Origin of the sequence: Paenochrobactrum sp. BZR 201-1 (genome assembly GCF_044987585.2) — a bacterium.
GTDB classification, from domain to species: Bacteria; Pseudomonadota; Alphaproteobacteria; order Rhizobiales; family Rhizobiaceae; genus Paenochrobactrum; species Paenochrobactrum pullorum.
Window position 1 is genome coordinate 12,976 of sequence record NZ_JBJDRZ020000028.1, and the last position, 25,094, is coordinate 38,069.

Here is a 25,094-nt window from a genome sequence, read left to right on the forward strand (position 1 = left end):
TCTAAAATCTCCGGCGCATCTGCATTGGATAGCTTTCAGTACAATGGGATGCTATGATTTTGACATTCTGGTGCGTTTTATGAAAAGCATGCAATTTTGCAAATGTTTCCATAAAAGCAGCTGCATTCCCAAGACGTTTTAAGGTTATCTGTGGCGGCGGCAAGTTACTGCGGATTGACGCAAGGCTCCAGATTGCATCAGCGACTAAAAATATCGCACCTTGTGAGGTTGCAGGTAAAAAGAGACCCATTTGCCCGAAACCATGACCAGGCAGAGAGATTGCGATGGCAGATTTATCGCCCAGCAGATCATAGCCACAGCCGAAAGCTTGCAGGTCATAAGGTTTTAGATCAAGGACTGGAAAATCTTCCGTTGGCTGTAATGGCAACGACGATAAACTGTCACGGATGATAGCCGGACAGCCTGCCTGCAAACTGGCAAGCCGCTTGCATGATAATTTGTCAATCGCGATTTTCGATGTGATAACGGGCGGAATGGCCGATAAATCAAATAAACCGGCAACATGATCGGCATGGAGATGCGACAGAAAAACCAGATTGGGTGAGGCAACACCGCGTTTTTTTAATTGATTGGCAAGATTATCCTCTGATTTGAAATGAACCGGCGTCAGCCAACGGTAAATTCGTTCGGGAAACGGTTTCGTCGCTTTTGCAAATAATGCACCATAACCACTATCAAACAAAACTGTCCCATGCAGTGGATGGCGAAACACTGCAACGCCTGCCGGAAAGCTTCCCATGCGCCATGGCGCACCACGCTGTGTCATTGCCAAGGGTCCGCGGCAATAACCAACATGAAAACTCATGAAGTCCAATATTATTTCAGAGGCTGTTGACATAATCTCGAATACCATCCTCCATTGCCATCATTGGTACATAGCCGAGCAAAGTTTTAGCTTTGCTGATATCCAATGTCAGGCTACGTCCGAGCGATGCAACAGCCTGACAGGTAATGACCGGCTCTTTTGCGGGCATAAAAATCCGATGCAGAAATTCAAGGCTTTTGGCCAGCCGCATTGCGCTCTCGTATTTGATGTGTATTTCACGCGGTTTTGCATTCTTTAAAGCACAGACTGCTGCAAGCAATTCAGAAAAGCGAAACGCTACACCTGAAGTGATATTGAAAATCTCACCGCCGGCCTCATTTTTAAAACCTGCCAAGCTCATAGCGCGTGCCGCATCCGTGACATGCGTGATATCTATCAAACTTTCACCACCATTAATCATCGGTACACGACCACGTTGAATAGCTTCCAACAGACGTGGCATCAAGGAGCGATCCCCTGCCCCATAAATGGCTCTTGGGCGTATCGCGGTTGTACGCATTCCGTTTTGCTGATCAGCCGCCATCACCAAGCATTCCGCCTCATATTTTGTTCGTGCATAGTGACTTGGAAAATGATTGGGTAATGATGCTTCTTCGCTCAAATTAAAACGGTCTTTCCCATTGGCATAAATACTGGGCGATGATGCAAACACAAATTTTTGAACTTGCGCCTTGGTCGCGGCTGAAAGCAGGCGCTGCGTTGCGGTGACATTAATCGTCTGAAACGCCTCTGCCGTCCCCCAGGCAGAAGAAAGCGCTGCACAATGAAAGATTATATCTACACTTTTGAAAGCAGCATCTGGATAGTCCCCTCTCAGGTCAAATGGAAGGAACGTAATACCTGCAGCTACTAACCCGCGCGCGGCTTGAATATCGCGTCCCTGAGCTACGACTTGATGTCCTTGCGCGGATAAATAGCGACTTAAATAGTTACCAAGACATCCGGTTGCGCCTGTTACAAAAACTTTTGCCATCAATACCGCAAGATCGCGCCGCCGATGGAAATACCGGCCGAAGTGCCGGCCAGCAAAACCACATCATTTCGTTTCAGACGATTTTCCGTAATTGCCGTATGTAATGCCATCGGTATTGAGGTAGCAATCTGGTTGCCATATCGTGCAAATGTCTGGATGACATTATCCGGATTGAGACCGAGACGCGCCAGCCCGTGAGTGAGTGAAGGTCCACTGGCTTGATGTGGAATAATACAATCGATACCAGTTAACTGCATTTCGGCTTGTGCAAATAATCGTTTTAAAAAGCGAGGCAAATAGCGGGCAGTAATGCGAAACGCCGCCTGCCCATTCATACGAAAATAAGAAGCTTCTGCAGCAGCATCACGATCAATAGCCGCTGATATACGTGTGCCACCGCCTGCCAGAACACAAGCATCACCGCCTTCTGAATAAGTTTCAAAGCGGCTGGCTATCAATCCGTCACCATCAGCGGTTAAAACAATCGCAGCTGCACCATCACCAAAAATGGCTGCTACATCCGGTTCGTGCCAGTTCAAACCGACAGAAGCAATATCAGCGGAAAAAATCAAGATATTACGGGCTAGCCCAAGCTGGATTTTCATGGCAGCCAAGTCTAGTGCCTGAATAAAACTCAGGCAGGTTGCGTTGACATCATAGGCCGGAATGCCGGATTTACCCAAACCCAGCCGCGCCTGAACCAAAGTAGCGGTTGATGGAATGACTTGTTCCATCACGCCGCAAGCACCAAGGATCAGATCAAGCTCTTGCGGCGCTATACCTGCTGCATGCAATGCCTGTCGTGCCGCTTTTTCCGCCATGAAGGAGCTTGTCTCTTCCCCTTTTGCAACATAGCGCGCATGAAGACCAAAACGGCTTTCGACTGTGCCCAGAGGCCAGTTTAATTGCGTGTCAATTTCACTGGAAAGAAGCCGGGTTTTTGGAAGATATGCGCCGGTTCCTGCAATTTTCAATCCGGGTTTCCCCGCACCATTTTCAATGATTGTCATCAATATCTGCACTTAATTTATGGTGTTCATTTACGCAGTCGCATGATAGCTAACAGCCGTCAAGAGGTGTTTTATTTTCTGAGCTTCTGAAAAATGACTAAGAAACAAAGCCGATTTTAAGCGAAATACTTTGTTTTCAAACATATTTTGCTATCTGGAGACTAAATGTATTCGCTATATTTGCGCTTTTGGTACATGCTGACCGGCTGGGGATCTGTCGGGCTTGTTTATAGTCTGACGAGTAGTCAGGATCAGGCATCTGCCATCATGCTGCAACCTTCATTTATTGATCAATGGTTTGCGTTTGATCCCAATGCAATCTGGCTGTATTTGTCATTTTTCCCATATGTCACTTTAGCATATTTGTATTGCCAAAATCAGAAACTTGTGTGGTTGGCGCGCTCCATGCAATTCTCGGCTATAGGTGCCGGCATTATTTTTATTCTATGGCCAACAACCATGGAATTTCCATCGATTACACACGATACAATCAGTACAGCTGCTCTAAAAATGTTGATCGCTGTTGATTCCATGCAAAACTGCCTGCCGTCACTGCATGTTACACTCACACTGCTTTCGCTTTATGCATTTTGGGATAAAACACATTTGCTTCGTAGCGCTTTTCTTGCTTTATGGGCTGTCGCAATTACTGTTTCCATTTTGCAATTACACCGGCATCAATTCATCGATGCTATTAGCGGTACGCCATTGGCAATCAGTGCAGGGTTACTTGCACACTATATTCTGAAACTGAATAAAAAAAATATTATGAGGCCTGTGTCATGATGGCAATTGCTTTCCCGATCCTGCTGCTGATCGTTTTGGTACTCGGCGAAATGTTCATTTTAATCAGAACCGGCAAAGAAAAAGTCGACTGGCACGATGTCGTTTTTAATCTGAATTCCGGCCATATGATGCTTTGGTTGTTTCGCGGTCTGGAACTTGCCTGTTATGGCTTTATTGTTGCTCATTTCAGTCTGAATGTGGTTTCCGACTGGCCGCCAATTTGGCTATGGCTGTTTGCGGTTTTAATGTGGGATTTTTGTTTTTATTGGCTGCATCGTTTACACCACAAATTTGCACTTCTTTGGGCAGTGCATGTGGTTCACCATCAAGGCGAGCATTTTAATTTGTCGCTGGCTGTACGCAATTCATGGTATTCGTCGTTGGCTTCAATTCCCTTTTTTATCCCGATCGCGCTTTTGGGGGTGCCGCTGCCGGTTTTCATTACCGTTTCAGTTTTGCATTATTCAATTCAGCTGATGAACCATAGTGCTTTGACACCACGTTTGGGTTGGCTGGAATATATTCTGGTAACCCCCGCTCATCATCGCATTCATCATGTTAATGATCGTGACTATAGCGATGCAAATTATGCTGGCAGCTTTGCTTTTTGGGATCGTTTATTTGGTACATACCGGCCTGATTTGCCGGAAACAGATTTTGCTTATGGTGTAAAAGGCAAAAAACCGTCGCAAAATCCGTTTGTCGCCAGCAATGAACCTTTTCGCGACTATTTGCAAAAACGCCGTGAGAAAAGAGCAGTTAAAACACCTGATTTCATCAGTTCCGGTTTCACTGTACTCAGCGGTGCGGTGATTTTATTCATACTGGTAACCGGATATATCTGGCTATATGGCTATCAAATCAGCCAGTCATTAACGGAACAAATCGTGCTTTTTTTGCTCTTGGCCAGTGGCTCTGTGGCGCTGGGAGGCATTAGTGAGGGCAAACGATGGGGCATCAACAGCTGGCTCGGTATTACCTGGTTAATGCTACTAAGTTTTGCGGTTTATTTTAAATGGCATAACCCATTTTGGATGGTGTTTATGCTTATCCTCGTCATTCATAGTACAGCCGTTTTTTGGGGCTGGGGACGCAAACCAATAAGCGCACCATGATTACGCGTTCAAGAAATTCAAGCTAATTAGCTGTCGGTTTGTTGGTTTGTTTCGCTCTTTAAAAATCATTATGTGCCAGGGCAAGATTTTAACCAATCAGCCCGGCACATGATCATAGTCGTCAAGATGCAGAGGCTATCTGACCAGAGTTACCTTGCAAAACAACAACCTTGGTGCCGTTTGGAATGCGTGTATAAAGGTCAATAATGTCTTGGTTAAGCAAACGGATGCAACCACTTGAAATTGCGCGACCAATCGACCAATCTTCGTTACTTCCATGAATGCGATAAAGTGTATCACGACCATCTTTGAAGAGGTAAAGCGCACGCGCACCAAGCGGATTTGTCGGACCCGGCGCCATACCGGATGCCAATGGACCATAACGCTCAGGCTCACGTTTAATCATGTCAGGGGTTGGTGTCCAACTTGGCCATTGGCGCTTATATTGGATCGTGCCCTCACCTTCAAATTCGAGACCGGCTTTACCGACACCGATGCCGTAACGTAATGCGCGACCGTTTTCTTGTTGCAAGTAGAGAAAGCGCTTCTGCGTATCAATAATAACCGTGCCAGGCAGGTAGCCACTCGCATAAGCAACTTCACGTCGATAATATTGAGGTTCGATCTTTTTCAGGTTAGGTGCAGGAACCGCAAACGGTTCACCTTCTACGGCTGCATACATCGCGTTATGATATTCGGAAACCCGAGGCCCATCTTTTAAAGCTTGTGTTGATGTACAAGCTGCAAGTGCGGCGGGCAAGCCAACAACAAATGCTCTACGTGTCAGAGACATATTATAATTATCCTACAATCAATAACTATTCGCGATTGGTGCAATGTAAACACATCAATCCTGTTTGCGTTTACAATAGACCAGCCATGGTTAACGAAATATGATGTGTTAGCAAAGCTTTACGCAATTGTGCCGGTTGATACGAAAAGGGAGAGTATCTCAATTCATATAGCCGACAAAATTAAAGCGAAAAACCGTGATGCATTCGCGTCTTGAATAGGATTATAAATATGTTCCTATTGGGGCAAATGTCATGCAGCCCCTCAATTACCAGAGTTTTTGGCTTACCTACGAAAACTCTTTAAGCCGACTGTATACTTATGGTCACACTGCAACTTTGTAGATAGTTTTGATTTGGCTTTAAAATTAAATATGCGGATTTATTTTACCCGTTGTTTTTCAAGCTTTCTCGCCAATGTGCGACGGTGCATGCCAAGACGGCGGGCTGTTTCTGAAATATTGAACTCCGCATCGACCAGGGTTTCGTGAATGCGCTCCCATTCCAAATTTTTTAGCGATGTCGGGCGGGTCGTCAATGGCACGGTGGCGTCGCCATCAATCTTGTCAAAAGCTGCGATAATATCATTGGTGTTGGAAGGTTTGGGCAGATACTGACAAGCTCCCAGCTTGATCGCCTCCACTGCTGTCGAAATACTTGCAAAGCCGGTCAGCACTACAATTTTCATGGTTTTATCATGTTCATGCAAAAGCTTGACACACTCCAATCCGGAACCACTCGGAAGTTTCAAATCCACCACTGCATAGGACGGGGAAACACTGGCCAACAAATCATGAACTGGTGCAATATCTTGGCACAAATATACCTGATAATCACGCCGCTCAAAAGAGCGCTGCAAAGCGCGGGCAAAAGATGCATCATCCTCGATAATCAACAATGAGCGTTTAATGTCCATCTTTGTCTCCATCACGAAGTGAAGCAAGCGGTAAATTAATAATTACGGTAGCACCTTTTGGTTTGTTGTTTTTGGCCGTCACGTGCCCGTTCAGCTTACGAACAACTGTACTGACCAGAAAAAGTCCAAGGCCACCTTCCGGCCGTCCTTTGGTCGAGTGATAAGGTTTGCCAAATTCAGCCAACACCTCGGCGTTAAAGCCCGGTCCTTCATCAGTTATCGCAATAATTAGATCATCGTTTTCACAGCGCGCAGTTATTTCAATAATTTTTTTTGAAACTGCCCTTGCATTATCCAGCACATTGAAAATTATCTGCTTTAAAGCAATATCCGAGATAATCGGCACATCCGGATGACAATGATTGATATAATTTGTCTGTAATGCCGGATGAATCCCCTGCCATTCGGCGACAAGCTCATCCAAAAACGCATTGATTGTCGTGCGTAAAGTACCTTCGCCGCGTATTGTTCCGGACGACATTAAAATGTCGGATACAATCGTTTTACAGCGATCAATCTGCACCAGCATATCAGTTAGTTCTTCTTGCAACTCCGGATCTTTGTTGAAAACCGGCATTCTCTGCCAATCACTGAGGATAACTGAAACCGTGGCCATTGGTGTTCCAAGTTCATGTGCAGCACCTGAAGCCATCAGACCCATACGCACGATATGATCTTCTTCAGCTGATTGAGCATCACGCTTTCTGAAATTTCGCTGAATACGGGTTACAAATATGACCAACAATATTGAGGCCAGCACAAAGCAGATAAACATGCCCTGTATATGCAGGTTGAAAAAATCACTGCCATGATGGTGGGGAATATCAATGGGCAGATAATAAATCGTCAGAACAATGAAACAAGCACTTGTTACGAAAACCAGTATCCATGTTGCCCATGCTTCCAGCAAAACGGCGGCAAGAATGATTTGTAACAAAAACAGTGTGATAAACGGATTGGAAGCACCGCCACTGAGATAAAATTGAATGGAGAGCGCCAGAACATCCAGCAAAAGCTCGGCAAAGATTTGTAATTTACTGATAAATTTCTGCTTTTTATAATGAATAAAACTAAGAATATTCAAAACGATGAGAAAGAAAACAACCCCTGCCATCAAGGTAACTGGAAGGTTGATTTTCATCCAATGGCTTACCAGAAAAATGGTTGCCACCTGCCCTGCAATGGCAAGCCACCGCAACTGTATCAATAGCAAAAAATGCTGTTTATCGGTTAGATTATGGATATGAGCAGGCATGTTTTTTTCAAAAATCCGCATTTAATGAATGATGATATGCAATGAACCACTGTATGTTTTCAATGTCTTCTCAGACAAAATGACCACCAAATTTCTTTCCTGGCTTGGACAATTTGTCCAAGGGCGCATTCAGCCGGCATTGATATTAGTGTCAATTGTAATCTGAAATGAACGATTTTTGCTGAAAAACGTTATGGTTATCGTAGCAAGAGCGTTGATTTAACAGGAAATTGAAATGAAAATGAAACTCACCTTACTGGCCGCTCTGATCAGTTTTACTGTACCTGCATTGGCAGACGGTGATCCTGTAGCTGGTAAAAATGTCTTTAAAAAATGTCAGGCCTGCCACACAATTGATGGTGCCAATCGCGTCGGCCCGACTTTGACTGGTATTGTCGGACGTCCTGTAGCGACAGCTGAAGGCTTTAAATATTCCCCAGCCATGACAGAATTTGCAAATGATGGCAAAAGCTGGGATGAAGATTTGCTGATCCAGTTTTTAAGTGCACCGAAAGCTACAGTCAAAGGCACATCAATGGCGTTTGCCGGTGTGAAAAAATCGCAAGACTTGAGCAACCTGATTGCTTATTTAACTGATCCTGCAAAAGCCAACTGATAAGCGGAGAGAAAATTGTACAATTCGTGGCGGATATTACGGGTAAAAGCTATAGCGCTTGCCGCTGTATGCTTGCTCGTCTTCCAGTCACTGATTATTGCGTTTGCCGCTTCTTATGCTGCCGCATCGCCAGTGCTTGACGCATTTGGCAACCCAATTTGCATAACATTATCCTCATCATCCGACACCTCAACAGATCAGGATGATCGTCCTCTCATTCCTGATTGTTGCAGTGTTAATTGCAGCATGTTTGCATCAGAAAATTCTGCTGGGCCCACCAGTCACTGGCTTTTTAATCCGCTGCCTTCTGACGCTGCAAGCTTTAGTTTGGTAAAAGGATCACCATTAAATATTTCTGCTGTCGCAAGCAGACCCGGAAGCCCGCGCTCCCCCCCTCAAATTATGTAATTGCCAATAACAGGCCAAAGCGGTGCATCTTCATCTGATGATCGTCAAACTCTCTACCAACCTTTCCCCCCGTCTGACGACATAAGATACCAGCAAAACTCGGTCTGGCTATCGCATGTTCTAATGCCACAACACTTGCCGGAAAACCGGTCAAATTCTTATGGGAATCTGAAAATGATCAAAAAACTAATAACTGCCTCCCTCATGGCTACCATCAGCAGTTCTACAGCTTTTGCCCATGTAAGCCTTGAAAAAACTGAAGCGCTGGTCGGCTCAACCTATAAAGCAATTTTGCGTATTCCGCATGGTTGTGAAGGCAAACCGACCAATGTCGTGCGTGTGAAAATTCCTGAAGGTGTCATTGCAGTCAAACCAATGCCAAAAGCCGGATGGGAACTAGAAAAAAAACGCGGTCAATATGGCAAAAGCTATGATTATTACGGCACTGCAACTACCGAAGGCGTCACAGAGGTTATCTGGAGCGGCGGAAATCTCGGTGATGACGAATATGATGAATTTGTTTTGCGTGGTTACCTGACTACTGACCTGAAAGCCGGAGACATGCTCTATTTCCCTGTTGTGCAACAATGCCCGGGCGATCTGGCGGAACGTTGGATTGAAATTCCGGGAGATGGCCAGACATCCGATGATCTGGAGCTACCAGCTCCAGGACTTAAACTGCTGGAAAAAACGAGTGGTCACTAAAAACAATGATTACCGGCGCATCAATTGCGCCGGTCTCATCTAATACTAAACCGAGAGCTTCATGCCGAGAATATCTGATCTATCCCGCTTCACACGCCTTGGCTCAATCAGCCTCTTTTTATGGTTGATTTTGACAACATTAGCATCAGCACATGCTTCTCTGACAGGCACGACGCCTGTTGATGGCGCGGTGACGGAATCTGCACCGAAAAATTTTAGTCTGGCATTCAGCGAGCCTGTTTCACCACTGGTTTTAAAGCTGATCCGGCCGGACGGATCGGCGGTGGAGCTGAAAGAATTTACTCTCCATGATCAAACACTTGATATCGTCGCGCCAAAAGATTTGGATAACGGAACCCATGTGCTGACATGGCGGGTGGTTTCATCAGACGGTCATCCGGTTGGTGGTTCAGTTGTTTTTTCTATCGGCGCAGCAAGTGCAGCCCCGCCACAATTGGTGCAAAGTACTGATCTTACAATCAGCAGCCTTGTTTGGTTTGGCAAGCTTCTGCTTTACATCACACTCTTTGTCGGCATTGGCGGTGCTTTTGCTATTCACTGGTTATGGCCAGCTCAAAAGCCTGCACGCGTTTTTGTTTTTTACGTTCTTGGCGGCGGGCTTATTGCCACTATCTTATCGCTTGGTTTGCAAGGGTTGGATGCGCTGGGCTCCGATCTGACACATTTCTTTGCCCCACAGGTCTGGCAAACAGGAATAGAAACCAGCTACGGGCAAACAGTTTTTGCGCTTGTTGGCGCAGTTATCATAGCTTTTTTATCTTTATTGATAAAAAGCAAAGGTTTAGCTCAATTTTTTTCACTAAGCGCAGTGCTACTTGGTGCAGTTGCACTTGCACTTTCCGGACATGCCAGCGCAGCCCCGCCACAATGGCTTACCCGTCCATCCGTCTTCCTGCATGCACTGATGATCACCCTTTGGATTGGTGCACTTATTCCGTTAGGCTTAGCACTTTGTCGCAACAATGATGATCTGAGAGATGGTCTGCGCCGCTTCTCAAACTTCATCCCATTTGCGCTTATCATCTTGATTGTTGCAGGGACCACGCTGACCATCATTCAAGTGGAGCATCCCGCCGCTTTGATTGGTACGGCCTATGGCAAATTGCTCATCGCAAAATTAGCTGTTTTGTTCTTACTTTTTTTACTGGCCGCTTACAATCGCTGGAAATTGACCGACCCAGTGATGCATGGAGATGTGCGCGCCAATCATAAACTTGCCCGCGCTATTATAATTGAAACATTGCTGGTTTTTGTCATCTTTGGCATTGCATCGGGCTGGCGTTTTACGCCGCCGCCGCGCTCTATAGCGATCGCTGAGGCACAACCGGCTGAAATACATATTCATACAAACAAAGCGATGGCGGATGTCAAAATCACACCGGGACGCAGCGGTCCTGTCAGTGTTTCCGCCATTTTGATGGACGGTGACTTCGCGCCTTTGGAAGCACAGGAAGTTACTTTTGTTTTCTCTCAACCGGAAGCAGGCATCGAACCTTTTAGCCGTAAAGCAAAAAAGGCAGAAAATGGGAGTTGGCAATCTGATGATGTGCTGCTGCCTTTGGCTGGAAAATGGAAAATACGCCTCGATATTCTCATCAATGATTTTGAACTCGCCCGCTTGGAAGAAGATATCCAGATCCGTCCATAACGGGTTGCGCACAAAGGAATAATCATGTCTGTCAATCAGTATTTGCAGCCTCTATTTATCGGGCTTGTCATGACCATTGGTATTTATGGTAATCCGGCAAGTGCAGCTGAAAATGATAACAGCCCCGCGGCCATCCGCCATGTTTTGATGGAGATGTTTGACCAGCCGGAACAGAGGCTGACAGTGGCCCCTGTTGTCATCAAAGGCGATATAGCACTTGCCGGATGGGCGCAGGGTGAAACGGGCGGACGGGCATTGCTGCGCCAACAAAAAGGCCAGTGGCACATCGTTTTATGCGGTGGTGATAGCATACGTGAAGCAAAGGCTTTGCAGCAATTTGGTTTGACTGTTGACCAAGCAGAGGAAATGGCCAAATCAATCGTTAATGCAGAAGCAAAATTCGACCCTGCTTTGGTGCAGAAGTTTTCGTTGTTTGACGGTGTGATGGTGATGAATGATGACGGCAGTCATCCGCCAGTGCATTAAATATTCAGTCTCTTAAATCCGCTGTTTGCCATGAAAAACAGACAGCGGATTAGTAATATAAACTGACTTAAAAACGTAACGTCATTCCGCCAATGATTGTGCGCCCGCGACCCAGTTTACGCGTATCCATATATTGTGCAGGTTTATAAGCGACATTGCTCAAATTCTCGATATTGACGAAGAAAGTCGCATTTTCATTATATTTGTAGGATGCGAAAACATCTGCCAAAGTATAACTGTCGACATCAACCAGCTCGGGACCAAATGGCGGCTTGAGTGCTTCACTTTTACCGATATGACGCACTTGTGCCCCAATAGTGAGTTTTTCATCCAATGCACGGAAACCTGCATTCACAGTCAATATGAAATCCGGCAGATTATTGATGGCACCCACACCATAATCACCTGACCACATGCCATATGGCAGTTGTGTTTTTGTTTTTGCATATGAAAGACCAGCAAAAGCAAAGCCGCTGTCATAATTGGCTTCCAGTTCGAAACCTCTGATACGGGTTTTTCCCGGAACATTGATGAACTTCAGACCAGGTAAGTTCGGCATCGAGTAGGCGCCGGAGGTAATGTAATTTTCAACATTATTGTTGAAATAATTAGCCTTCAGCAACAACCTGTCATTGGCTACCAGCAGGTTTTTTTCAACCAAATTGACACCAAGCTCCCAGCCTTTACTGCTTTCTCCCTCCAGATCGGGATTCGGTGTGATGTCAGAAGGTGTCGCACTATGGGCACCGGGGAAGAAGGTTTCGGTAACACTCGGCGGACGGAATGTTTTGGCGTAAGTGGTATAAAATTGCAGCCCCTCAAGAGGTGTTACAGCCAATGTCACACGAGGATTGAAACTTGATTGGTTACGTTTAACCTCTTCGGTCGTCGTGATGCCATTGATTTTCTTGACGACATCACCGTTCAACTGGAAATGATCATAATGAAATCCGGTGGTCAGATCGAACATACCATAGGTAAAGGTTGCATCGGCAAATACGCTTCCGATGCCAAGCGTACCATCACCCGGCCCGCCAGTTCCCCAAGCCTGACCTGTTGTCACATCATCATGATAATAGGCTGCACCCGTAGTTAGCTTCAAACCGATATCATCAGTTAGCGCCAACTGACTGTTATTGGTTACATCAATACCTTTGCCTTTATCGCGATTGAATTGGTCTTTATAGTTGCCTTTAATAAAACGAACCCGTGCATCATTATAAAAAGCATTAACCGTCAAATTGATCAGATCGCTGTCGGGCGTGTAATTATAACGTGCTGTATAGGTCTGGTTGCGATAATCCTGTGGCTCGCCACGGATGGCGGAAACATTATCATACCAGACACCACCCAACAGCAATTTATGATCCTGACCATCGCCCAGCTCCAGTTTTGCCAGACCAGACTTCAAGTCTTCGATCATATTATTATTGCGCAGACGATTACCCTTTTCATCAACACCGCTAAGCGGGGCGCCTGAATCACGACGATTGAAAGCACCCATAATGCCCACACCGTCCATGCGCATTCCGCCAGCTACCAATTTTGACCAGTTATATTCATTATTACCGTATTTAATGGTGGTCATGGCACCATATGAGTGCCCTGGTAAAATCACGTCATCAATGCCAATGGTACGGAAATTGACCGCTCCACCTAATGCGCCGATACCTGCCGCTCCGCCCAAAGCGCCTCGCCCGATATCCATGCCGGCGAGCAGATCTGTATCTATGAAAGTAGAGCCACCAGAAACACCATGCCCCATCACACGGATATTTTGTCTTGCCCCATCAATCATCATATTGACGCGACCATAACCTTCCATGCCACGAATATTGACCGCAACACCGGCGCCGGACATTGCTTTACGGGTAAATGTGCCCGGTGCCGACCGCAGCGCATTGTCAAGGTTGCCGGCATTGCGTTCCTGTAAAGTTGCGCCGTCGGTTGTCGTAACGGCTGCTGCTGTACGATAGGTGCCTTCTTTATCCGAAACCAAACCGCTCATGCTTGAGCTTGCACGCGAAACTGTAATCGTCTCCAACTGAATAGCAGAGCTATCGCTTGTTGCTCGTTCACTTCCATCTTGGCGCATCAGAGTAAATGAGCGCGAACCATTCTGCCTGAAACCGTAGCCTGTGCCGCTCAACATTTGCGCCAAAGCTTGGCTGGCAGACATATCACCTGTTACGGATGAGGCTTGCACGGAAGGCGGCATTGTACCATCGGCGATGATATTCAATCCGCTTTGAGCGGCAAATTTTACAATCGCCGATGCTAAAGGCTGTGCGGCAATAGAAAACTGTACCGTTTTGCCTGTAGATACCAGCCGATCTGCCCTATCTTGTGCTTTAGCTGGAGTGACTTGCAAAGCCAGCGCCGTAACAGCAACGGTGCAAAGCAGCATTTTAGCCAGAACTGTGGCTGATATTCCACCATTCAACCGGCCATATTTTACTAAAGCGTGATATTGTTTTTGGGCAGGCATCTCATGTCTCCGGAGGTGAAAAATCTTCGTCTCGGATACAAGACGGAATGCCCCGCAGTTTTTATGATAAAAAAACTCATATTTATTAAAAATTATTTTTTGAGCCGAAAAGACGGTTTTTTCAAGATCATGCGCGATAAATGAGAGTGCCGATCAGAGGGATAAAACGCGTACGAATTGGCAGAGATCCGGCGAGTTGGGGAACAATATCAGCAATATCGCTAATATTAACAATCAAAGTAACTTGATGGTTTGAAAGCCCTCCATCAATCAACCGTAAACGCACCGGGCTCCAACGGTTCAACTCTTGTAAAACCTCGGCCAAGGGACGTGCAATAAATATCAGCTTGCCATTTCGCCATGCCAGATCGGTTTCATCATCCGAGGGTGTGGGCGGATTGATTATATTATTCGCATAAATCAATTTTTCACCTGCATGCAGGGTTGCGGTTTGATGCGCATAATCAATGCGCACTGCATGTTCGGTCACAATAACAGTGGCCTGATCATTGAGTACAGCAACATTAAATTGTGTTCCCAATGCCGTTATTTGTGCCTCAGCGGCCTTCACGACAAACGGCTTGTCGCTACGCGCTACAGTAAAATAGGCCTCACCATAATGCAAAATGACAATGCGTGCTTTTGCATTAAAATCAACCGAAACAGCGCTTTCACCCGAAAGCTCAATGATAGAGCCATCAGCTAATGTAAACTGTCGGATTTCTCCGGTCAGTGTTTGATAATCATGCCCGCGATTTTTCAACCAAATCGCTCCTGAACCACCACCAATAACGGCCATGAGAGCTAATTGGCCAAAAAGGCGCCGGTTGATCGTTGCAGTGGATTTCTTATTGCGCTTGATCGCTGACATATGAGTGAGGTTGCCCCACATGCGGGCTACCTGCGCATAGGCTTCAGCATGTTGCGGATCAGCTTCCAGCCAGTTTTGATGTTTTGCCATCTGTTCGGCATCGGCCTGCCCGTCGCTAAGCATCGAAAACCAGTTGATTGCTTCCTGCATCAGCGGATCAATCGCTTCTTCTGCCTCCGTGCTCCAATTTGTATTAAACAAATCCGGATGAGGCTCGCGCGCTTTGGACGATTTTACCTCTGTCATCGCTTTTTATCCGTCGGGCTTATATGCATCTTTTGCAACCTGTATTGCAGGTGCATCATAATGCGCCCCCATTGGCTATAAGCCGTTTGCAACGGAATATTCAATTCTTTGGCGATGTCTGCAAAAGTTTGTCCATCCAATCGCATAAAATAAATTTGGCGAACAGCTTCAGGTATTTCAGCCAATGCCTGCTCAACAAGCTGCATAGTTTGCTTGAAAATGATAAGATCATCAGAGAGCGGCGACGGATCGGCGATCATCTCAATTAGCAAACTGTCATAGGCTGAAAACGGTAAGGTCTTCAGATGACGTGCATGATCAATTTGCAAATTTGCAGCTATTCTATAGAGATAGGCTTTATGATGAACCAAGGACGGATGCGCACTATCTTTCTTTTGCGAAATCATCAGACGAAGAAATGCTTCCTGCGTCAGATCGCATGCAACATCATGCGAAGAGCCACGACGTTGTAAAAAACGCTGCAGATCTGCACTATAGCTTCGAAAAAGTGAAGCAATATCCCACATCATCAAGTCAACAGATTTCCATCGCAGCCATAAAAGCTGATATCTTCAGAACTGAACGGGCTTTTAATAAACTTGATCATTTAATGCAAGTTTATATCCGGCACTGTCCAAAATATTCGCTGATTGATGTAATTTATCTGCATCATGCAATGCTAAATTTATGAGACAGGACGCAGAGTGTATCTCACCTGCACCCTGTCACTTATTACGTTTTTCAAGCAAAGACAGATTTGAAATCCAGATCATAACCAAAAGCCCGCGGGCCTACAGCCGCTATACCAGCAGGTGATGTTAAAAGCGCTGGTGCCGGTAAGGCGATAACACTCACCCTTTGACCGTAACGCACAGATTCCGTACCAATCGCACCGCCCGACATTGTATCCAGCAAGCATAATAAATCCGGTGTCATCGCAATAGGTTCATTATCACGAAAAGCAACGGCCCATTCATTTTGAAACGTCAGTTCCAGATTTGAGCCTTTATCAGCGTCAATACCTTCAATCAGCGTTCGTCCACGCAAGAACCCGCCGGTTGTCTCTCGCGCAACATCAACAACCTTGCCCCTGAACAATAGTTTGCCGCCCTCATAATCGAGCACTGCTTGAACCGGATCATCATGTCGGGCACGGGCATTGATAACTGTGCGTCCAAGTTCAGTGGCTTTGGTCACCGTATAATGGATGCCCCATTCTTTCACCTCGCGCCCCGTGCGCGGCGCTTTGCAGGTGGCAGCCGTCGAGCCCACTTCCGTGCAGACCGAGCGCGAAACACGTTCCATCCATTTCCAAGAAGCCGCCTTTGTGACAATCACTTCATTATCACGCACATCCACCAAGGAGAGCGGATACATCGGCAAATTTCCGATAGCAAAAGAGGTCATCTGTGCTTCCGGATAGGCACGCCCCATCGCATCAGCGTTTACGACCGGACGATCAAGCATGGCACCGGTCAGAAATGACGACAAAGCATTGGAGCCTCCAATTTCAACACTCATAACAGCGCGAAATTTCTTGCCCAGATAATCTTCCATCACTTCCACAGCACGCGCCAGATGTGCCGGATCGCCCAAGCGCTCCTGCCCCACTAGAGGCGCACCCATTTTAGAAACGACGGCTACCATATCGTTGTCATCGAGATCCATCGGATCCATGATCTGAACGCGCTTGCCTTGCTCATAAAGACGGCGCAAGTTCAGCGTTGAGAGATAAGGATTTCCGCCGCCGCCGGTTCCTAAAATCCACGCACCTGTTGCCAATGGTTCAATATCGTCCAAAGCAAAGTCTTGAAGCATAATTCACCTGTTTCATGCAAAAAACAGGCTCCGTGAGAACGGAGCCTGTCTGATAAAAGTCGGTTAGTCTTTGGTGCAATCCCAATGGAAATTGGAGAAGTTCAGATCCCAGCTTTGCATCGGAATGAACTGATAGCCTTGCAAACATTTGCTTGCACCCAAACGACGATTTGGCGCCACAGCCCAGACATCCGGCTGCAAATCGACGATTTTCTGCTGCAATTCCTTATAAATTGCATTCTGCTCGGCCACATCGGTTGTGGCGCGCGCCTTGTCGATCAGGCCATCGACTTCAGCATTTTGCAACCATTCCATCGACATCCATGTGCCGGATGCTTTGGAGTGGAACTGATTATAGAACATCGCATCCGGTGATGGATAAGTCGGCGACATATTCACCTGTGTTGAGGCAGGTGTGGTTTCCGGCTTGGATGACAGTTCGACAATACGGTTCCACGGCTCAGGCTTAATATCAAGTGTGATGCCGATCTGTTCGAGATTGGCCTGCATCATCAGTGCCACTTCTGCTTCAAATGCAAGGGAGGCGACATAGCTGTTGACGAGCTTGATTTCCTGACCCGCATATTTGGATTTTGCCAGTTCTTCCTTGGCCTTTTCAAGGTCAAAGACGCCCGGTTCAATCGCATCATTATGCGCATCTTTAAAGGTTTGAGACAACGGGCCTTGCATGTCAAAACCCGGATAGATAATTTCATGAATGGTCTGGTAATCCGTGGCATATGCAATGGCACGGCGCACATGAACATCATCCGTTGGATAGGTCTGTGTATTCAGCTTGATGATGAAACCGCCGGCTGTGCGGGTCTGCAACAGCTTGTACCCAGGCATACGGGCAATGGATTCATAAGTTTCGTTGCCAAGACCATGAGATGTCAGGCCAAGTTCGCCTTTTTCAGCCAGCGCTTTGACGGTTGCATCATCGCTTGTCTGGACAAAGCGCACCTGATCAATCGGTGTCCCCTTGTTCCAACCAAGGAAATAATCCGGATTACGGGTAATGACCATATCAGCGGAACGGTTATAGCTTACCAGTGAGTAAGGGCCCGAACCGGCAGAATGTTCGCCAACATAGGCTTCGCCCCATTTGTCGTCGCTGGCCGCATTGGCAGTGATGAGCTTTTCATTGAGCGCCACCATGATCGGTGTGACCGCCATAAATGGCGAGAACTGGCGATCAAGTTTGAAGACAACCGTCTGATCGTCCGGTGCTGTAATATTTTCCGGTTTCAGCAGATCAACGATCAGGTTGGACGGGCCTTTGTTGATGCCGATCAGACGCTGAACCGACCAGGCAATGTCGGATGCTTTAACTGGCGTGCCATCCTGAAACTTCACATCGTCACGCAAGTGGAATGTATAAGTCAAACCGTCTTCCGACACATCCCACGATTTTGCCAAATGCGGTACAATCTCACCGGACGGGCTCACGGTTGTCAGGCCGTCATACATATTCACAACAGCCATATAACCGGTGTAATCGGTAACTTTTGCCGGATCAAGTGAGCTGAAAATCTGCATCGTATTGACGGCGATAGAAACCTTGTCGTCAGCAGATGCTGTCGAGATCAAGCTTGGCAGAGCGATTGCAGCGCTTAAAAAAAGCGCTGCAAGGCGTGATTTACAAGTTATTTTTTTCATCAAAGTTCTCCTCTATTCTTGCGGGTTGTCCCGCTTTTCGTTAATCAGCTTTGGGCTTAAATGCTGGCAGTGGCGAATATTGAACATCCGGATATCCAAAGGCTGCGGGGCCAACCACTTCCAAGGCACGTTCGGTGCGCAACAGATCGTGGCAAGGGATCGCTACAACTGCGATGCGCTGGCCATAACGCAGCATTTCCGTTGTGATCGGATAACCGGTATCCACATCCAACAGCACAATCAGATCTGGTACGCAGACTTCAACCTTGCCTTCACGGCGGAAAATCAGAAACTCGTTTTGAATAGCGACATCAGCAGTTTCACCATTCCATTCGTCAAAACCGGCAAGTGCAATATCGCCCACTGCAAAACCGCCGCGCAAATGGCGTTTCAGATCGGTGATTTTGCCATTGAAGATGCGACGGCCGCCTTCAAGCGCACAAATAGCAGCAATCGGATCTTCCTGAAATTTACGGGCTTTGATCACCGCTTCACCTAAAGCAATTGCCTTGGTGTAGCTTTTCGGAATGCCATATTGATGGACATAATGCGCCTGCATCGGTGCCGTTGCCAGCATCGCGCCGCCACCTTGTGCCACCACGCAGGCCCGCGCCATGCGCTCATGCCAAACCTCAGAAGCCGCATGACTGAAGACCACCGAATTGCCATGCAAATCACACATGACGGATGGTGTTGAACTATGGCCATAAATCGAGAAAGTGGTCATTTGCATTTCCGGAAATGCACGCCCCATTCCGTCGCAATCAAGGATCGGCAAACCACCAAGAGCAGCGGTCACAAGCGGGTTCATTGAATTGGCGCCACCAATTTCTTCACAAACAACCGCATCAATTGAAGTGCGGATCAGCTCTTCCATAGCACGCAGGCAACGAACACCTTCGCGGCCTTCACGCAAGCGCTCAACGCCGACAACAGGCGCACCAATACCGCCAATCGACATGCAAAGTGCATCCGGTTCGATCTTATCGGTTGCCAGAATTTTCAGCTCATAGCCTTCCTTCATAGCTTCAAGAGCCAGAAGCTTGCCCTGATAAGGATTGCCGCCGCCGCCAGTGCCTAAAATGCCCGAACCAATTTCCAGTGCGTCCAGATCTTCACGCGTCAAAACGCGTAAATCAGCTTCATCATATTTCAATTTGCGAGCCTCAGGCATCATAGCTTCCCATTTCTCCAACAACTTTCACATGAATGCGGGTGGCATTGCCCGGCAAATAGGCAAGCGGCATATCTTCACGTTCAATGACTTCCAAAGTATCGGCCATTGCGCCGGCAGCAATGGCCTTTTCGCGAGCTTCAGCTTCAGCCTCTGCCAATGCGCTTTCACGGGTGCGACCTTCAATAAGAGTGAAAATACGGTCGGTTTCACCACTGATCTGGGCAATGGCTGCACCAACAGCATTGGCAACTGAGAAGTTTTCCGGACGGATAACATTCAACTCGCCAACCTTTTCAGGCATCAAAATCGAACCGCCGCCAACAGCGATGACTGGTACAGGTGCCGATGAAATGCGGCTGCGCTCAACACAAGCTTCCAGCATCTGGTCAATTTTTGCTGCGGCTTTTTCGATCAGTACTGCATCGGTTTTCTTCACCAATGCAGCATCGCCAATATCTGTTTTGCCGGTCGCTGCGGCAATATCGGTTGCAGTCAAAGTCGAGCCGCCAAAGCACAAAGCTTCTTCTGCGACACGGTAGCCGACAGATTTAGGGCCAACAGTCACTGCATCTTCTTTTTCGACCACCAAAGAGCCGCCGCCAAGACCAATAGAAAACACATCCGGCATACGGAAATTGGTGCGCACACCACCAATATCAACTGTGGTGGAAGCCTGACGCGGAAAGCCGTGCGAAAGCGAGCCGACATCGGTTGTCGTGCCGCCAATATCCACCACGACCGCATCTTTAAGACCAGTGAGGAATGCTGCACCACGCATAGAATTGGTTGGCCCCGATGCGAATGTCAGCACCGGAAAGGCACGAACGACATCAGCAGCCATCAAGGTGCCGTCGTTTTGGGTAATATAGAAAGGCCGGTTGATACCGGCGCTGCGCAAAGCTTTGCCAAATGCTTCCACCGTATGGTCGGCCAGTGACAACAGGCTTGCATTCATAATCGCCGCACTTTCACGCGCCAGCAAACCATGTCGGCCAATATCTTTGGACATCACAACCGGCAGTCCCGGACAATGTTCCTGCAAGATTTCTTTGGTACGCACTTCCATCGTATCATTGATGCCGCTGAAAACACCTGTTACAGCCGCCGCCTTCAAGCCTTTGGCACGAATTTCTCCGGCAATGCGGATGATTGCATCTTCATCAAGCGGCGAAATTTCACGGCCATCAAACTCATAGCCACCTTTTACTTGGTAGGCGTGATTACCGACAATTTCACGCAAATCATCCGGCCAATCCACCATTGGTGGCAAACCTGCACCGGACGGCAGACCTAAACGGATTGCAGCCACCTCGTCCATATGACGGCGCTCAATCACCGCATTGGTAAAATGCGTGGTTCCGATCATCACCGCGCCGATACGGCTGCGATCAATGCCAGACACCTCAATTACTTTTTCCAGCGCCTGAATAACACCGGAGGTTACATCTTTGGTGGTAGAAGCCTTCACCCCTGCCAAAACCGTTTTATCCTGTAATATGACAGCATCCGTATTGGTGCCGCCGACATCGATTCCAACGCGATACACGCTCGTTTCCTCTTCCAATCAATCGGTTGTTTTTACAAGGAATTGCATGCGCTCTTCCTCCGTCACAGTTGGTTTCAGGCGCTCTTCCGCGTCTGTTACCACCGGAATGGCGGCAATCAGCGCACGGGTATAAGGGTGTCGGTGCTGGCTAAATACATCTGCCGTTGCACCCTCTTCCACGAGTTCACCCCGCAGCATGATGGCAATGCGTGAGCAGAAATTGCGCATCAAAGACAGATCATGCGAGATCATCAGATAAGTGAGCCCCAGCTCTTCACGAAGCTGCAAAAGCAGATCAATGACCGTCTTTTGCACCGACACATCAAGCGCTGCTGTCGGCTCATCTAAAATCAAGATTTTAGGCTCAGCGGCCAGCGCACGCGCAATTGCCACGCGTTGTTTCTGGCCACCCGACAATTCATGCGGATATTTGCCTAAATATGACTGCGGCAACCGAACAAGCCTCATCAGCTCTTCCAGCCGAGCTTCAAGCCTAACCTTATCCATGCCGATTGATTTTAATGGCAAGGTTAAAGTCTGCCGGACTGTACGTTTCGGGTTCAAAGACGTGCCCGGATTTTGATAGACAATCTGGGTCAGTCTTTTACCACGTTCCGGTGTTGACGCATGAATGGTGACGTCACCGGTGGTTGGCTGTGACAGCCCCATGATGATACGGGCAACTGTGGTTTTACCGGAGCCGGATTCACCGGCCAGCCCGTAAATCTCACCTTCCTTCAAACTAATACTGACATCACGCACCGCATGATAGCCAGCACGGCGCCCGTAAATTTTATTGAGCTTGTCGATCGTGATGATCGGCTTGCCCGTTGTCTGCGCAATCGTTGTGACCTTGTCACCATAGAGCGGCGGCACAGCAGCCAAGAGTGATCGCGTATAGTCTTCGCGCGGATTGAGCAGAATATCCGTGCATTTCCCCGTTTCAACAATATCGCCATGATGCATCACCACCACACGATCGGCGACTTTACGCACCACACCGAGATTATGGGTAATCATCAACAATGCCATATTTTCTTCGGCAACCAGTTGGTTGATCAGATTGAGGATTTCATCCTGTGTCGTCACATCCAGTGCCGTGCCTGGCTCATCGGCAATCAGCAATTTCGGTTGATGCAACAGCGCCAAGCCAATCAGTACTCGCTGGCGCATGCCGCCGGAAAGCTCCGACGGATAGGCTTTCATGATGCGCTCGGTATCTGCCAATTGCACACGTTTCAGCACGGCGGCAATACGTTCGCGGCGTTCCTTTTTAGAGGATTTAATGCCGTTGCGTTTATCAGCAAAGCGCATCACATCATCCAAGTGCGTGCCGATGCGGAAAACTGGATTAAACGATGAAAGCGGATCCTGCATAATCAGTGAAAAAGCCGAACCTTTGAGCGCTTCACGCTCATTGCGGTTCATCGTGAAAACATCACGGCCATCAACAAAGATTGCACCAGAAGTAACATTTGCATTTTTCGGCAAAGTGCCAATAATTGCTTTGGCTGTAACGGACTTGCCAGAACCTGTTTCACCGATCAGCGCTACACGTTCGCCGGCAGCAACGGTAAAGCTCACATCTTGCAAAACCTGGCGGCTGCGGCCATAAGTGGTGAAGGTAACATTGAGGCCTTCGACTTTAAGAAGTGGTTCTGTCAAAGCTCAATTCTCCACATCAAACATATCGCGCAATCCATCACCTAAAAGGTTGAAGCCAAGCGTCACATAAAGAACGGCAAATCCCGGACACAAGACTTCCCACCAGAAATCCGGCATGAACTGACGGCCATCGGCAACCATAGACCCCAGATCAGGAATGGGAGGTTTGACACCAAAGCCAAGGAAGCTGAGTGTTGCTCCAAAAAGGATGACAAAAGCCGCATCCAATGTGGTTTTAACCGAGATAACCGACACGCAATTGGGCAGGATTTCACGGAAAAGTATATGCAATGGTCCAGCACCGGCCAGACGTGCCGCCTCAATATAATCTTCAGATGCCACCGATTTTGAAACCGCATAGATCAGGCGTGCATGCCATGTCCACCACAGCAAAGTGATGGCAATCATTGCGTTCATCAAGGTTGGTTCCAGCAAATTGGAAACAGCAAGCGCCATCACCAATGGTGGCATCGCCAGCATGACATTGGTCAGACCGCTGATGATCTTCTCAGTCCAGCCACCAAAATAACCGGCAACCAACCCCAGTACTGCACCAATTGGCACCGAGATACCAAGCACGCCAATGACCAGCAATAATGAAATGCGAAGGCCAAAAATAGTACGGGTAAAAATATCACGTCCGGCCTTATCAGTCCCAAACCAATGTGTCAGATCAGGCGGCAGATGCCTTGCACGAAAATCAACAACTGCACCGATATGCTTCGGATAAGGTGTTACCCAAGGGGCAAAGATTGCCAGAAACACCACAGAAAGCAGAATGAAAGTACCAATGACGGCCGCTGGATTATGAGAGAAACGGTACCACATCATATAGCTGGCACTCAGTCCGCGATCATTGGCATCAAGCATTTTAATGTCGGCCATCAGCGAGCCTCCTTATGACGAAGACGCGGGTCAATGATCGAAATCAGAATGTCAACGATCAGATTGGCAATGATAAAGAATAAGCCAGCCACCAGCACCACAGCGGTGACAGCATTCAAATCTTTTTGCAGGATAGAGTTGAGGCCATAGGACGCAAAACCACCCCAGGCAAAGATCATCTCGATCACAAAGGCATTGCCGATGAGAGATGCAAATTCGAGCCCCATAATTGTCAGCGGCGCAATGGACGACAGTTTCAGCAAATAACGAAAAATAATCACACGCTCCGGCACACCAAAGCTTTGTAAAGTCAACACATGGTCTTTACGCTGATTTTCAATCATTGATGAGCGGGTGATACGGGTAATCTGTCCGATACCAGCCATTGAAAGGGCAAATGCCGGTAGTGCCAGATGCTGAAAAGCACTTGCCACCACATCAAAACGACCTGCCAGCAAACCATCAAGAATGAGAAAGCCGGTCGGACCGCCGTGCCAATTCAGATTATGATCGATGCGGCCAATAATAGGCCAATTGTTCAAATAGCGTGCAGCCAGCAATTGCAGCGTAATCGCAAACAGAAAACTTGGAATAATCACACCGGTCAGCGACAATACACGACCAATATGGTCAAGTGCCCGGTCACGGTAATGCGCTGTGATAACCCCTAACGGAATTGCCACAAGAAACATGAAAATGACCGAGACCAGCACCAGTTCAACGGTTGCCGGAACAGTGCTTGCCAGATCGGTTGTTACGGGACGCTGCGAAACAAGCGACATACCCAGATCGCCATGAAAGGCTTTACGGATATATTCCAGATATTGGACAATCAATGGCTGATCGAGTCCCATCGACAAGCGAAGAGCATCAACCTGCTCAGATGTTGCGGCAGGCCCTAAAGCCATACGCGCAGGATCGCCCGGCACAACACGTGCCAGCATAAAAATCATAACTGACAAGGCAATCATCACCAGAATGAATGTGCCTAATCTCGTCACGATAGCGAATAAAGGGTGTTGCTGCATTGGCGCCTCCTCCTCTGCATCATCATTTCAGACAGTAACAATCTGCGCATGATGCCCAAGGCACAACCGCCAAAAAGTATAGTTTTTTTCAAAATTAGTATAGGTATTTTTATAAGAATATTTTATGAGTTTGA

22 protein-coding genes are annotated in these 25,094 nt (G+C 47.5%); 6 read left to right on the forward strand and 16 right to left on the reverse strand.

The window, feature by feature from the left end; genetic code table 11:
* Position 1: 1 nt before the first annotated feature.
* The 3 genes from ACI0FR_RS14420 to ACI0FR_RS14430 are packed head-to-tail and all read right to left on the reverse strand — an operon-like array spanning position 2 to position 2,830.
* Positions 2–787: an MBL fold metallo-hydrolase gene (locus tag ACI0FR_RS14420; protein ID WP_374833677.1), complete on the reverse strand. Its 786-nt coding sequence runs from the start codon at positions 785–787 to the stop codon at positions 2–4.
* A gap of 55 nt (positions 788–842) precedes the next feature.
* On the reverse strand, positions 843–1,820 hold the full coding sequence (locus ACI0FR_RS14425) for an NAD-dependent epimerase/dehydratase family protein (protein WP_404906985.1): 978 nt from the start codon (positions 1,818–1,820) through the stop codon (positions 843–845).
* Entirely contained in the window at positions 1,820–2,830 is a 1,011-nt protein-coding gene (locus ACI0FR_RS14430) for a 3-oxoacyl-[acyl-carrier-protein] synthase III C-terminal domain-containing protein (RefSeq protein WP_374833681.1), read from the reverse strand. Before ACI0FR_RS14430 ends, ACI0FR_RS14425 begins: the two co-directional genes overlap by 1 nt.
* Positions 2,831–3,025: 195 nt before the next feature.
* Between ACI0FR_RS14430 and ACI0FR_RS14435 the strand changes: the two genes are divergently transcribed.
* Positions 3,026–3,616 (forward strand): phosphatase PAP2 family protein, encoded by a 591-nt coding sequence (locus ACI0FR_RS14435; RefSeq protein WP_404906987.1) that lies wholly within the window; start codon positions 3,026–3,028, stop codon positions 3,614–3,616.
* A complete protein-coding gene (locus ACI0FR_RS14440; protein ID WP_404906989.1) occupies positions 3,613–4,731 on the forward strand; it encodes a sterol desaturase family protein in 1,119 nt (372 codons plus the stop codon). The genes ACI0FR_RS14435 and ACI0FR_RS14440 overlap by 4 nt, the downstream gene beginning before the upstream one ends.
* A 121-nt stretch (positions 4,732–4,852) precedes the next feature.
* Here the strand turns inward: ACI0FR_RS14440 and ACI0FR_RS14445 are convergent, their stop codons facing one another.
* From ACI0FR_RS14445 to ACI0FR_RS14455, 3 genes are all read right to left on the reverse strand, one after another.
* Positions 4,853–5,524: a L,D-transpeptidase gene (locus ACI0FR_RS14445; RefSeq protein ID WP_374833687.1), complete on the reverse strand. Its 672-nt coding sequence runs from the start codon at positions 5,522–5,524 to the stop codon at positions 4,853–4,855.
* Positions 5,525–5,904: 380 nt separating this feature from the next.
* Complete coding sequence (locus tag ACI0FR_RS14450) at positions 5,905–6,438, reverse strand: response regulator transcription factor (protein WP_374833689.1); 534 nt, start codon at positions 6,436–6,438, stop codon at positions 5,905–5,907.
* The gene (locus ACI0FR_RS14455; protein WP_374833691.1) at positions 6,428–7,693 is read right to left on the reverse strand and encodes an ATP-binding protein; all 1,266 of its coding nucleotides are present in this window, start codon (positions 7,691–7,693) and stop codon (positions 6,428–6,430) included. Before ACI0FR_RS14455 ends, ACI0FR_RS14450 begins: the two co-directional genes overlap by 11 nt.
* Before the next feature lie 235 nt (positions 7,694–7,928).
* On the opposite strand from ACI0FR_RS14455, the gene ACI0FR_RS14460 reads away from it, so the two are divergent.
* The 4 genes from ACI0FR_RS14460 (at position 7,929) to ACI0FR_RS14475 (ending at position 11,577) form a co-directional block, all read left to right on the forward strand.
* Positions 7,929–8,309, forward strand: a complete 381-nt coding sequence (locus ACI0FR_RS14460) for a c-type cytochrome (protein WP_404906992.1) — start codon at positions 7,929–7,931, stop codon at positions 8,307–8,309.
* Between the two features lie 582 nt (positions 8,310–8,891).
* Positions 8,892–9,422, forward strand: coding sequence for a YcnI family copper-binding membrane protein (locus tag ACI0FR_RS14465; protein ID WP_404906994.1), 531 nt, complete (start codon positions 8,892–8,894; stop codon positions 9,420–9,422).
* Between the two features lie 61 nt (positions 9,423–9,483).
* Positions 9,484–11,091 (forward strand): copper resistance CopC/CopD family protein, encoded by a 1,608-nt coding sequence (locus ACI0FR_RS14470; protein ID WP_404906996.1) that lies wholly within the window; start codon positions 9,484–9,486, stop codon positions 11,089–11,091.
* A gap of 24 nt (positions 11,092–11,115) precedes the next feature.
* Positions 11,116–11,577, forward strand: a complete 462-nt coding sequence (locus ACI0FR_RS14475) for a copper uptake system-associated protein (protein ID WP_404906998.1) — start codon at positions 11,116–11,118, stop codon at positions 11,575–11,577.
* Between the two features lie 67 nt (positions 11,578–11,644).
* On the opposite strand, the gene ACI0FR_RS14480 is transcribed toward ACI0FR_RS14475, so the two are convergent.
* The 10 genes from ACI0FR_RS14480 to ACI0FR_RS14525 all read right to left on the reverse strand — a co-directional run bounded on the left by ACI0FR_RS14480 (position 11,645) and on the right by ACI0FR_RS14525 (position 24,960).
* Positions 11,645–14,065 carry a TonB-dependent receptor gene (locus ACI0FR_RS14480; protein WP_404907000.1) on the reverse strand — a complete coding sequence of 807 codons (2,421 nt, stop codon included), beginning with the start codon at positions 14,063–14,065 and terminating at the stop codon, positions 11,645–11,647.
* Between the two features lie 127 nt (positions 14,066–14,192).
* Positions 14,193–15,182, reverse strand: a complete 990-nt coding sequence (locus ACI0FR_RS14485) for a FecR family protein (protein WP_404907002.1) — start codon at positions 15,180–15,182, stop codon at positions 14,193–14,195.
* Positions 15,179–15,712, reverse strand: coding sequence for an RNA polymerase sigma factor (locus ACI0FR_RS14490; RefSeq protein ID WP_374833704.1), 534 nt, complete (start codon positions 15,710–15,712; stop codon positions 15,179–15,181). The genes ACI0FR_RS14485 and ACI0FR_RS14490 overlap by 4 nt, the downstream gene beginning before the upstream one ends.
* Before the next feature lie 211 nt (positions 15,713–15,923).
* Positions 15,924–17,000 carry a DUF917 domain-containing protein gene (locus ACI0FR_RS14495; RefSeq protein ID WP_404907004.1) on the reverse strand — a complete coding sequence of 359 codons (1,077 nt, stop codon included), beginning with the start codon at positions 16,998–17,000 and terminating at the stop codon, positions 15,924–15,926.
* Between the two features lie 63 nt (positions 17,001–17,063).
* Positions 17,064–18,659, reverse strand: a complete 1,596-nt coding sequence (locus tag ACI0FR_RS14500; RefSeq protein ID WP_404907006.1) for an ABC transporter substrate-binding protein — start codon at positions 18,657–18,659, stop codon at positions 17,064–17,066.
* Positions 18,660–18,699: 40 nt separating this feature from the next.
* Positions 18,700–19,833 carry a DUF917 domain-containing protein gene (locus ACI0FR_RS14505; protein ID WP_374833710.1) on the reverse strand — a complete coding sequence of 378 codons (1,134 nt, stop codon included), beginning with the start codon at positions 19,831–19,833 and terminating at the stop codon, positions 18,700–18,702.
* Complete coding sequence (locus tag ACI0FR_RS14510) at positions 19,826–21,382, reverse strand: hydantoinase/oxoprolinase N-terminal domain-containing protein (protein ID WP_404907008.1); 1,557 nt, start codon at positions 21,380–21,382, stop codon at positions 19,826–19,828. Before ACI0FR_RS14510 ends, ACI0FR_RS14505 begins: the two co-directional genes overlap by 8 nt.
* Before the next feature lie 18 nt (positions 21,383–21,400).
* The gene (nikE, locus tag ACI0FR_RS14515; RefSeq protein WP_404907010.1) at positions 21,401–23,047 is read right to left on the reverse strand and encodes a nickel ABC transporter ATP-binding protein NikE; all 1,647 of its coding nucleotides are present in this window, start codon (positions 23,045–23,047) and stop codon (positions 21,401–21,403) included.
* A 3-nt stretch (positions 23,048–23,050) separates the two neighbouring features.
* Positions 23,051–23,932, reverse strand: a complete 882-nt coding sequence (locus ACI0FR_RS14520; protein ID WP_374833716.1) for an ABC transporter permease — start codon at positions 23,930–23,932, stop codon at positions 23,051–23,053.
* The gene (locus ACI0FR_RS14525; protein WP_404907013.1) at positions 23,932–24,960 is read right to left on the reverse strand and encodes an ABC transporter permease; all 1,029 of its coding nucleotides are present in this window, start codon (positions 24,958–24,960) and stop codon (positions 23,932–23,934) included. Before ACI0FR_RS14525 ends, ACI0FR_RS14520 begins: the two co-directional genes overlap by 1 nt.
* Positions 24,961–25,094: the final 134 nt, after the last annotated feature.

Coding starts and splice junctions, on each gene's coding strand:
- ACI0FR_RS14505 (WP_374833710.1), bottom strand. CDS start 19,833: ATGCCTGAGGCTCGCAAATTGAAATATGATGAAGCTGATTTACGCGTT.
- ACI0FR_RS14440 (WP_404906989.1), top strand. CDS start 3,613: ATGATGGCAATTGCTTTCCCGATCCTGCTGCTGATCGTTTTGGTACTC.
- ACI0FR_RS14500 (WP_404907006.1), bottom strand. CDS start 18,659: ATGAAAAAAATAACTTGTAAATCACGCCTTGCAGCGCTTTTTTTAAGC.
- ACI0FR_RS14450 (WP_374833689.1), bottom strand. CDS start 6,438: ATGGACATTAAACGCTCATTGTTGATTATCGAGGATGATGCATCTTTT.
- ACI0FR_RS14490 (WP_374833704.1), bottom strand. CDS start 15,712: ATGATGTGGGATATTGCTTCACTTTTTCGAAGCTATAGTGCAGATCTG.
- ACI0FR_RS14425 (WP_404906985.1), bottom strand. CDS start 1,820: ATGGCAAAAGTTTTTGTAACAGGCGCAACCGGATGTCTTGGTAACTAT.
- ACI0FR_RS14465 (WP_404906994.1), top strand. CDS start 8,892: ATGATCAAAAAACTAATAACTGCCTCCCTCATGGCTACCATCAGCAGT.
- ACI0FR_RS14495 (WP_404907004.1), bottom strand. CDS start 17,000: ATGCTTCAAGACTTTGCTTTGGACGATATTGAACCATTGGCAACAGGT.
- ACI0FR_RS14520 (WP_374833716.1), bottom strand. CDS start 23,932: ATGGCCGACATTAAAATGCTTGATGCCAATGATCGCGGACTGAGTGCC.
- ACI0FR_RS14485 (WP_404907002.1), bottom strand. CDS start 15,182: ATGACAGAGGTAAAATCGTCCAAAGCGCGCGAGCCTCATCCGGATTTG.
- ACI0FR_RS14455 (WP_374833691.1), bottom strand. CDS start 7,693: ATGCCTGCTCATATCCATAATCTAACCGATAAACAGCATTTTTTGCTA.
- ACI0FR_RS14525 (WP_404907013.1), bottom strand. CDS start 24,960: ATGCAGCAACACCCTTTATTCGCTATCGTGACGAGATTAGGCACATTC.
- ACI0FR_RS14420 (WP_374833677.1), bottom strand. CDS start 787: ATGACACAGCGTGGTGCGCCATGGCGCATGGGAAGCTTTCCGGCAGGC.
- ACI0FR_RS14445 (WP_374833687.1), bottom strand. CDS start 5,524: ATGTCTCTGACACGTAGAGCATTTGTTGTTGGCTTGCCCGCCGCACTT.
- ACI0FR_RS14430 (WP_374833681.1), bottom strand. CDS start 2,830: ATGACAATCATTGAAAATGGTGCGGGGAAACCCGGATTGAAAATTGCA.
- ACI0FR_RS14475 (WP_404906998.1), top strand. CDS start 11,116: ATGTCTGTCAATCAGTATTTGCAGCCTCTATTTATCGGGCTTGTCATG.
- ACI0FR_RS14435 (WP_404906987.1), top strand. CDS start 3,026: ATGCTGACCGGCTGGGGATCTGTCGGGCTTGTTTATAGTCTGACGAGT.
- ACI0FR_RS14480 (WP_404907000.1), bottom strand. CDS start 14,065: ATGCCTGCCCAAAAACAATATCACGCTTTAGTAAAATATGGCCGGTTG.
- ACI0FR_RS14460 (WP_404906992.1), top strand. CDS start 7,929: ATGAAAATGAAACTCACCTTACTGGCCGCTCTGATCAGTTTTACTGTA.
- ACI0FR_RS14470 (WP_404906996.1), top strand. CDS start 9,484: ATGCCGAGAATATCTGATCTATCCCGCTTCACACGCCTTGGCTCAATC.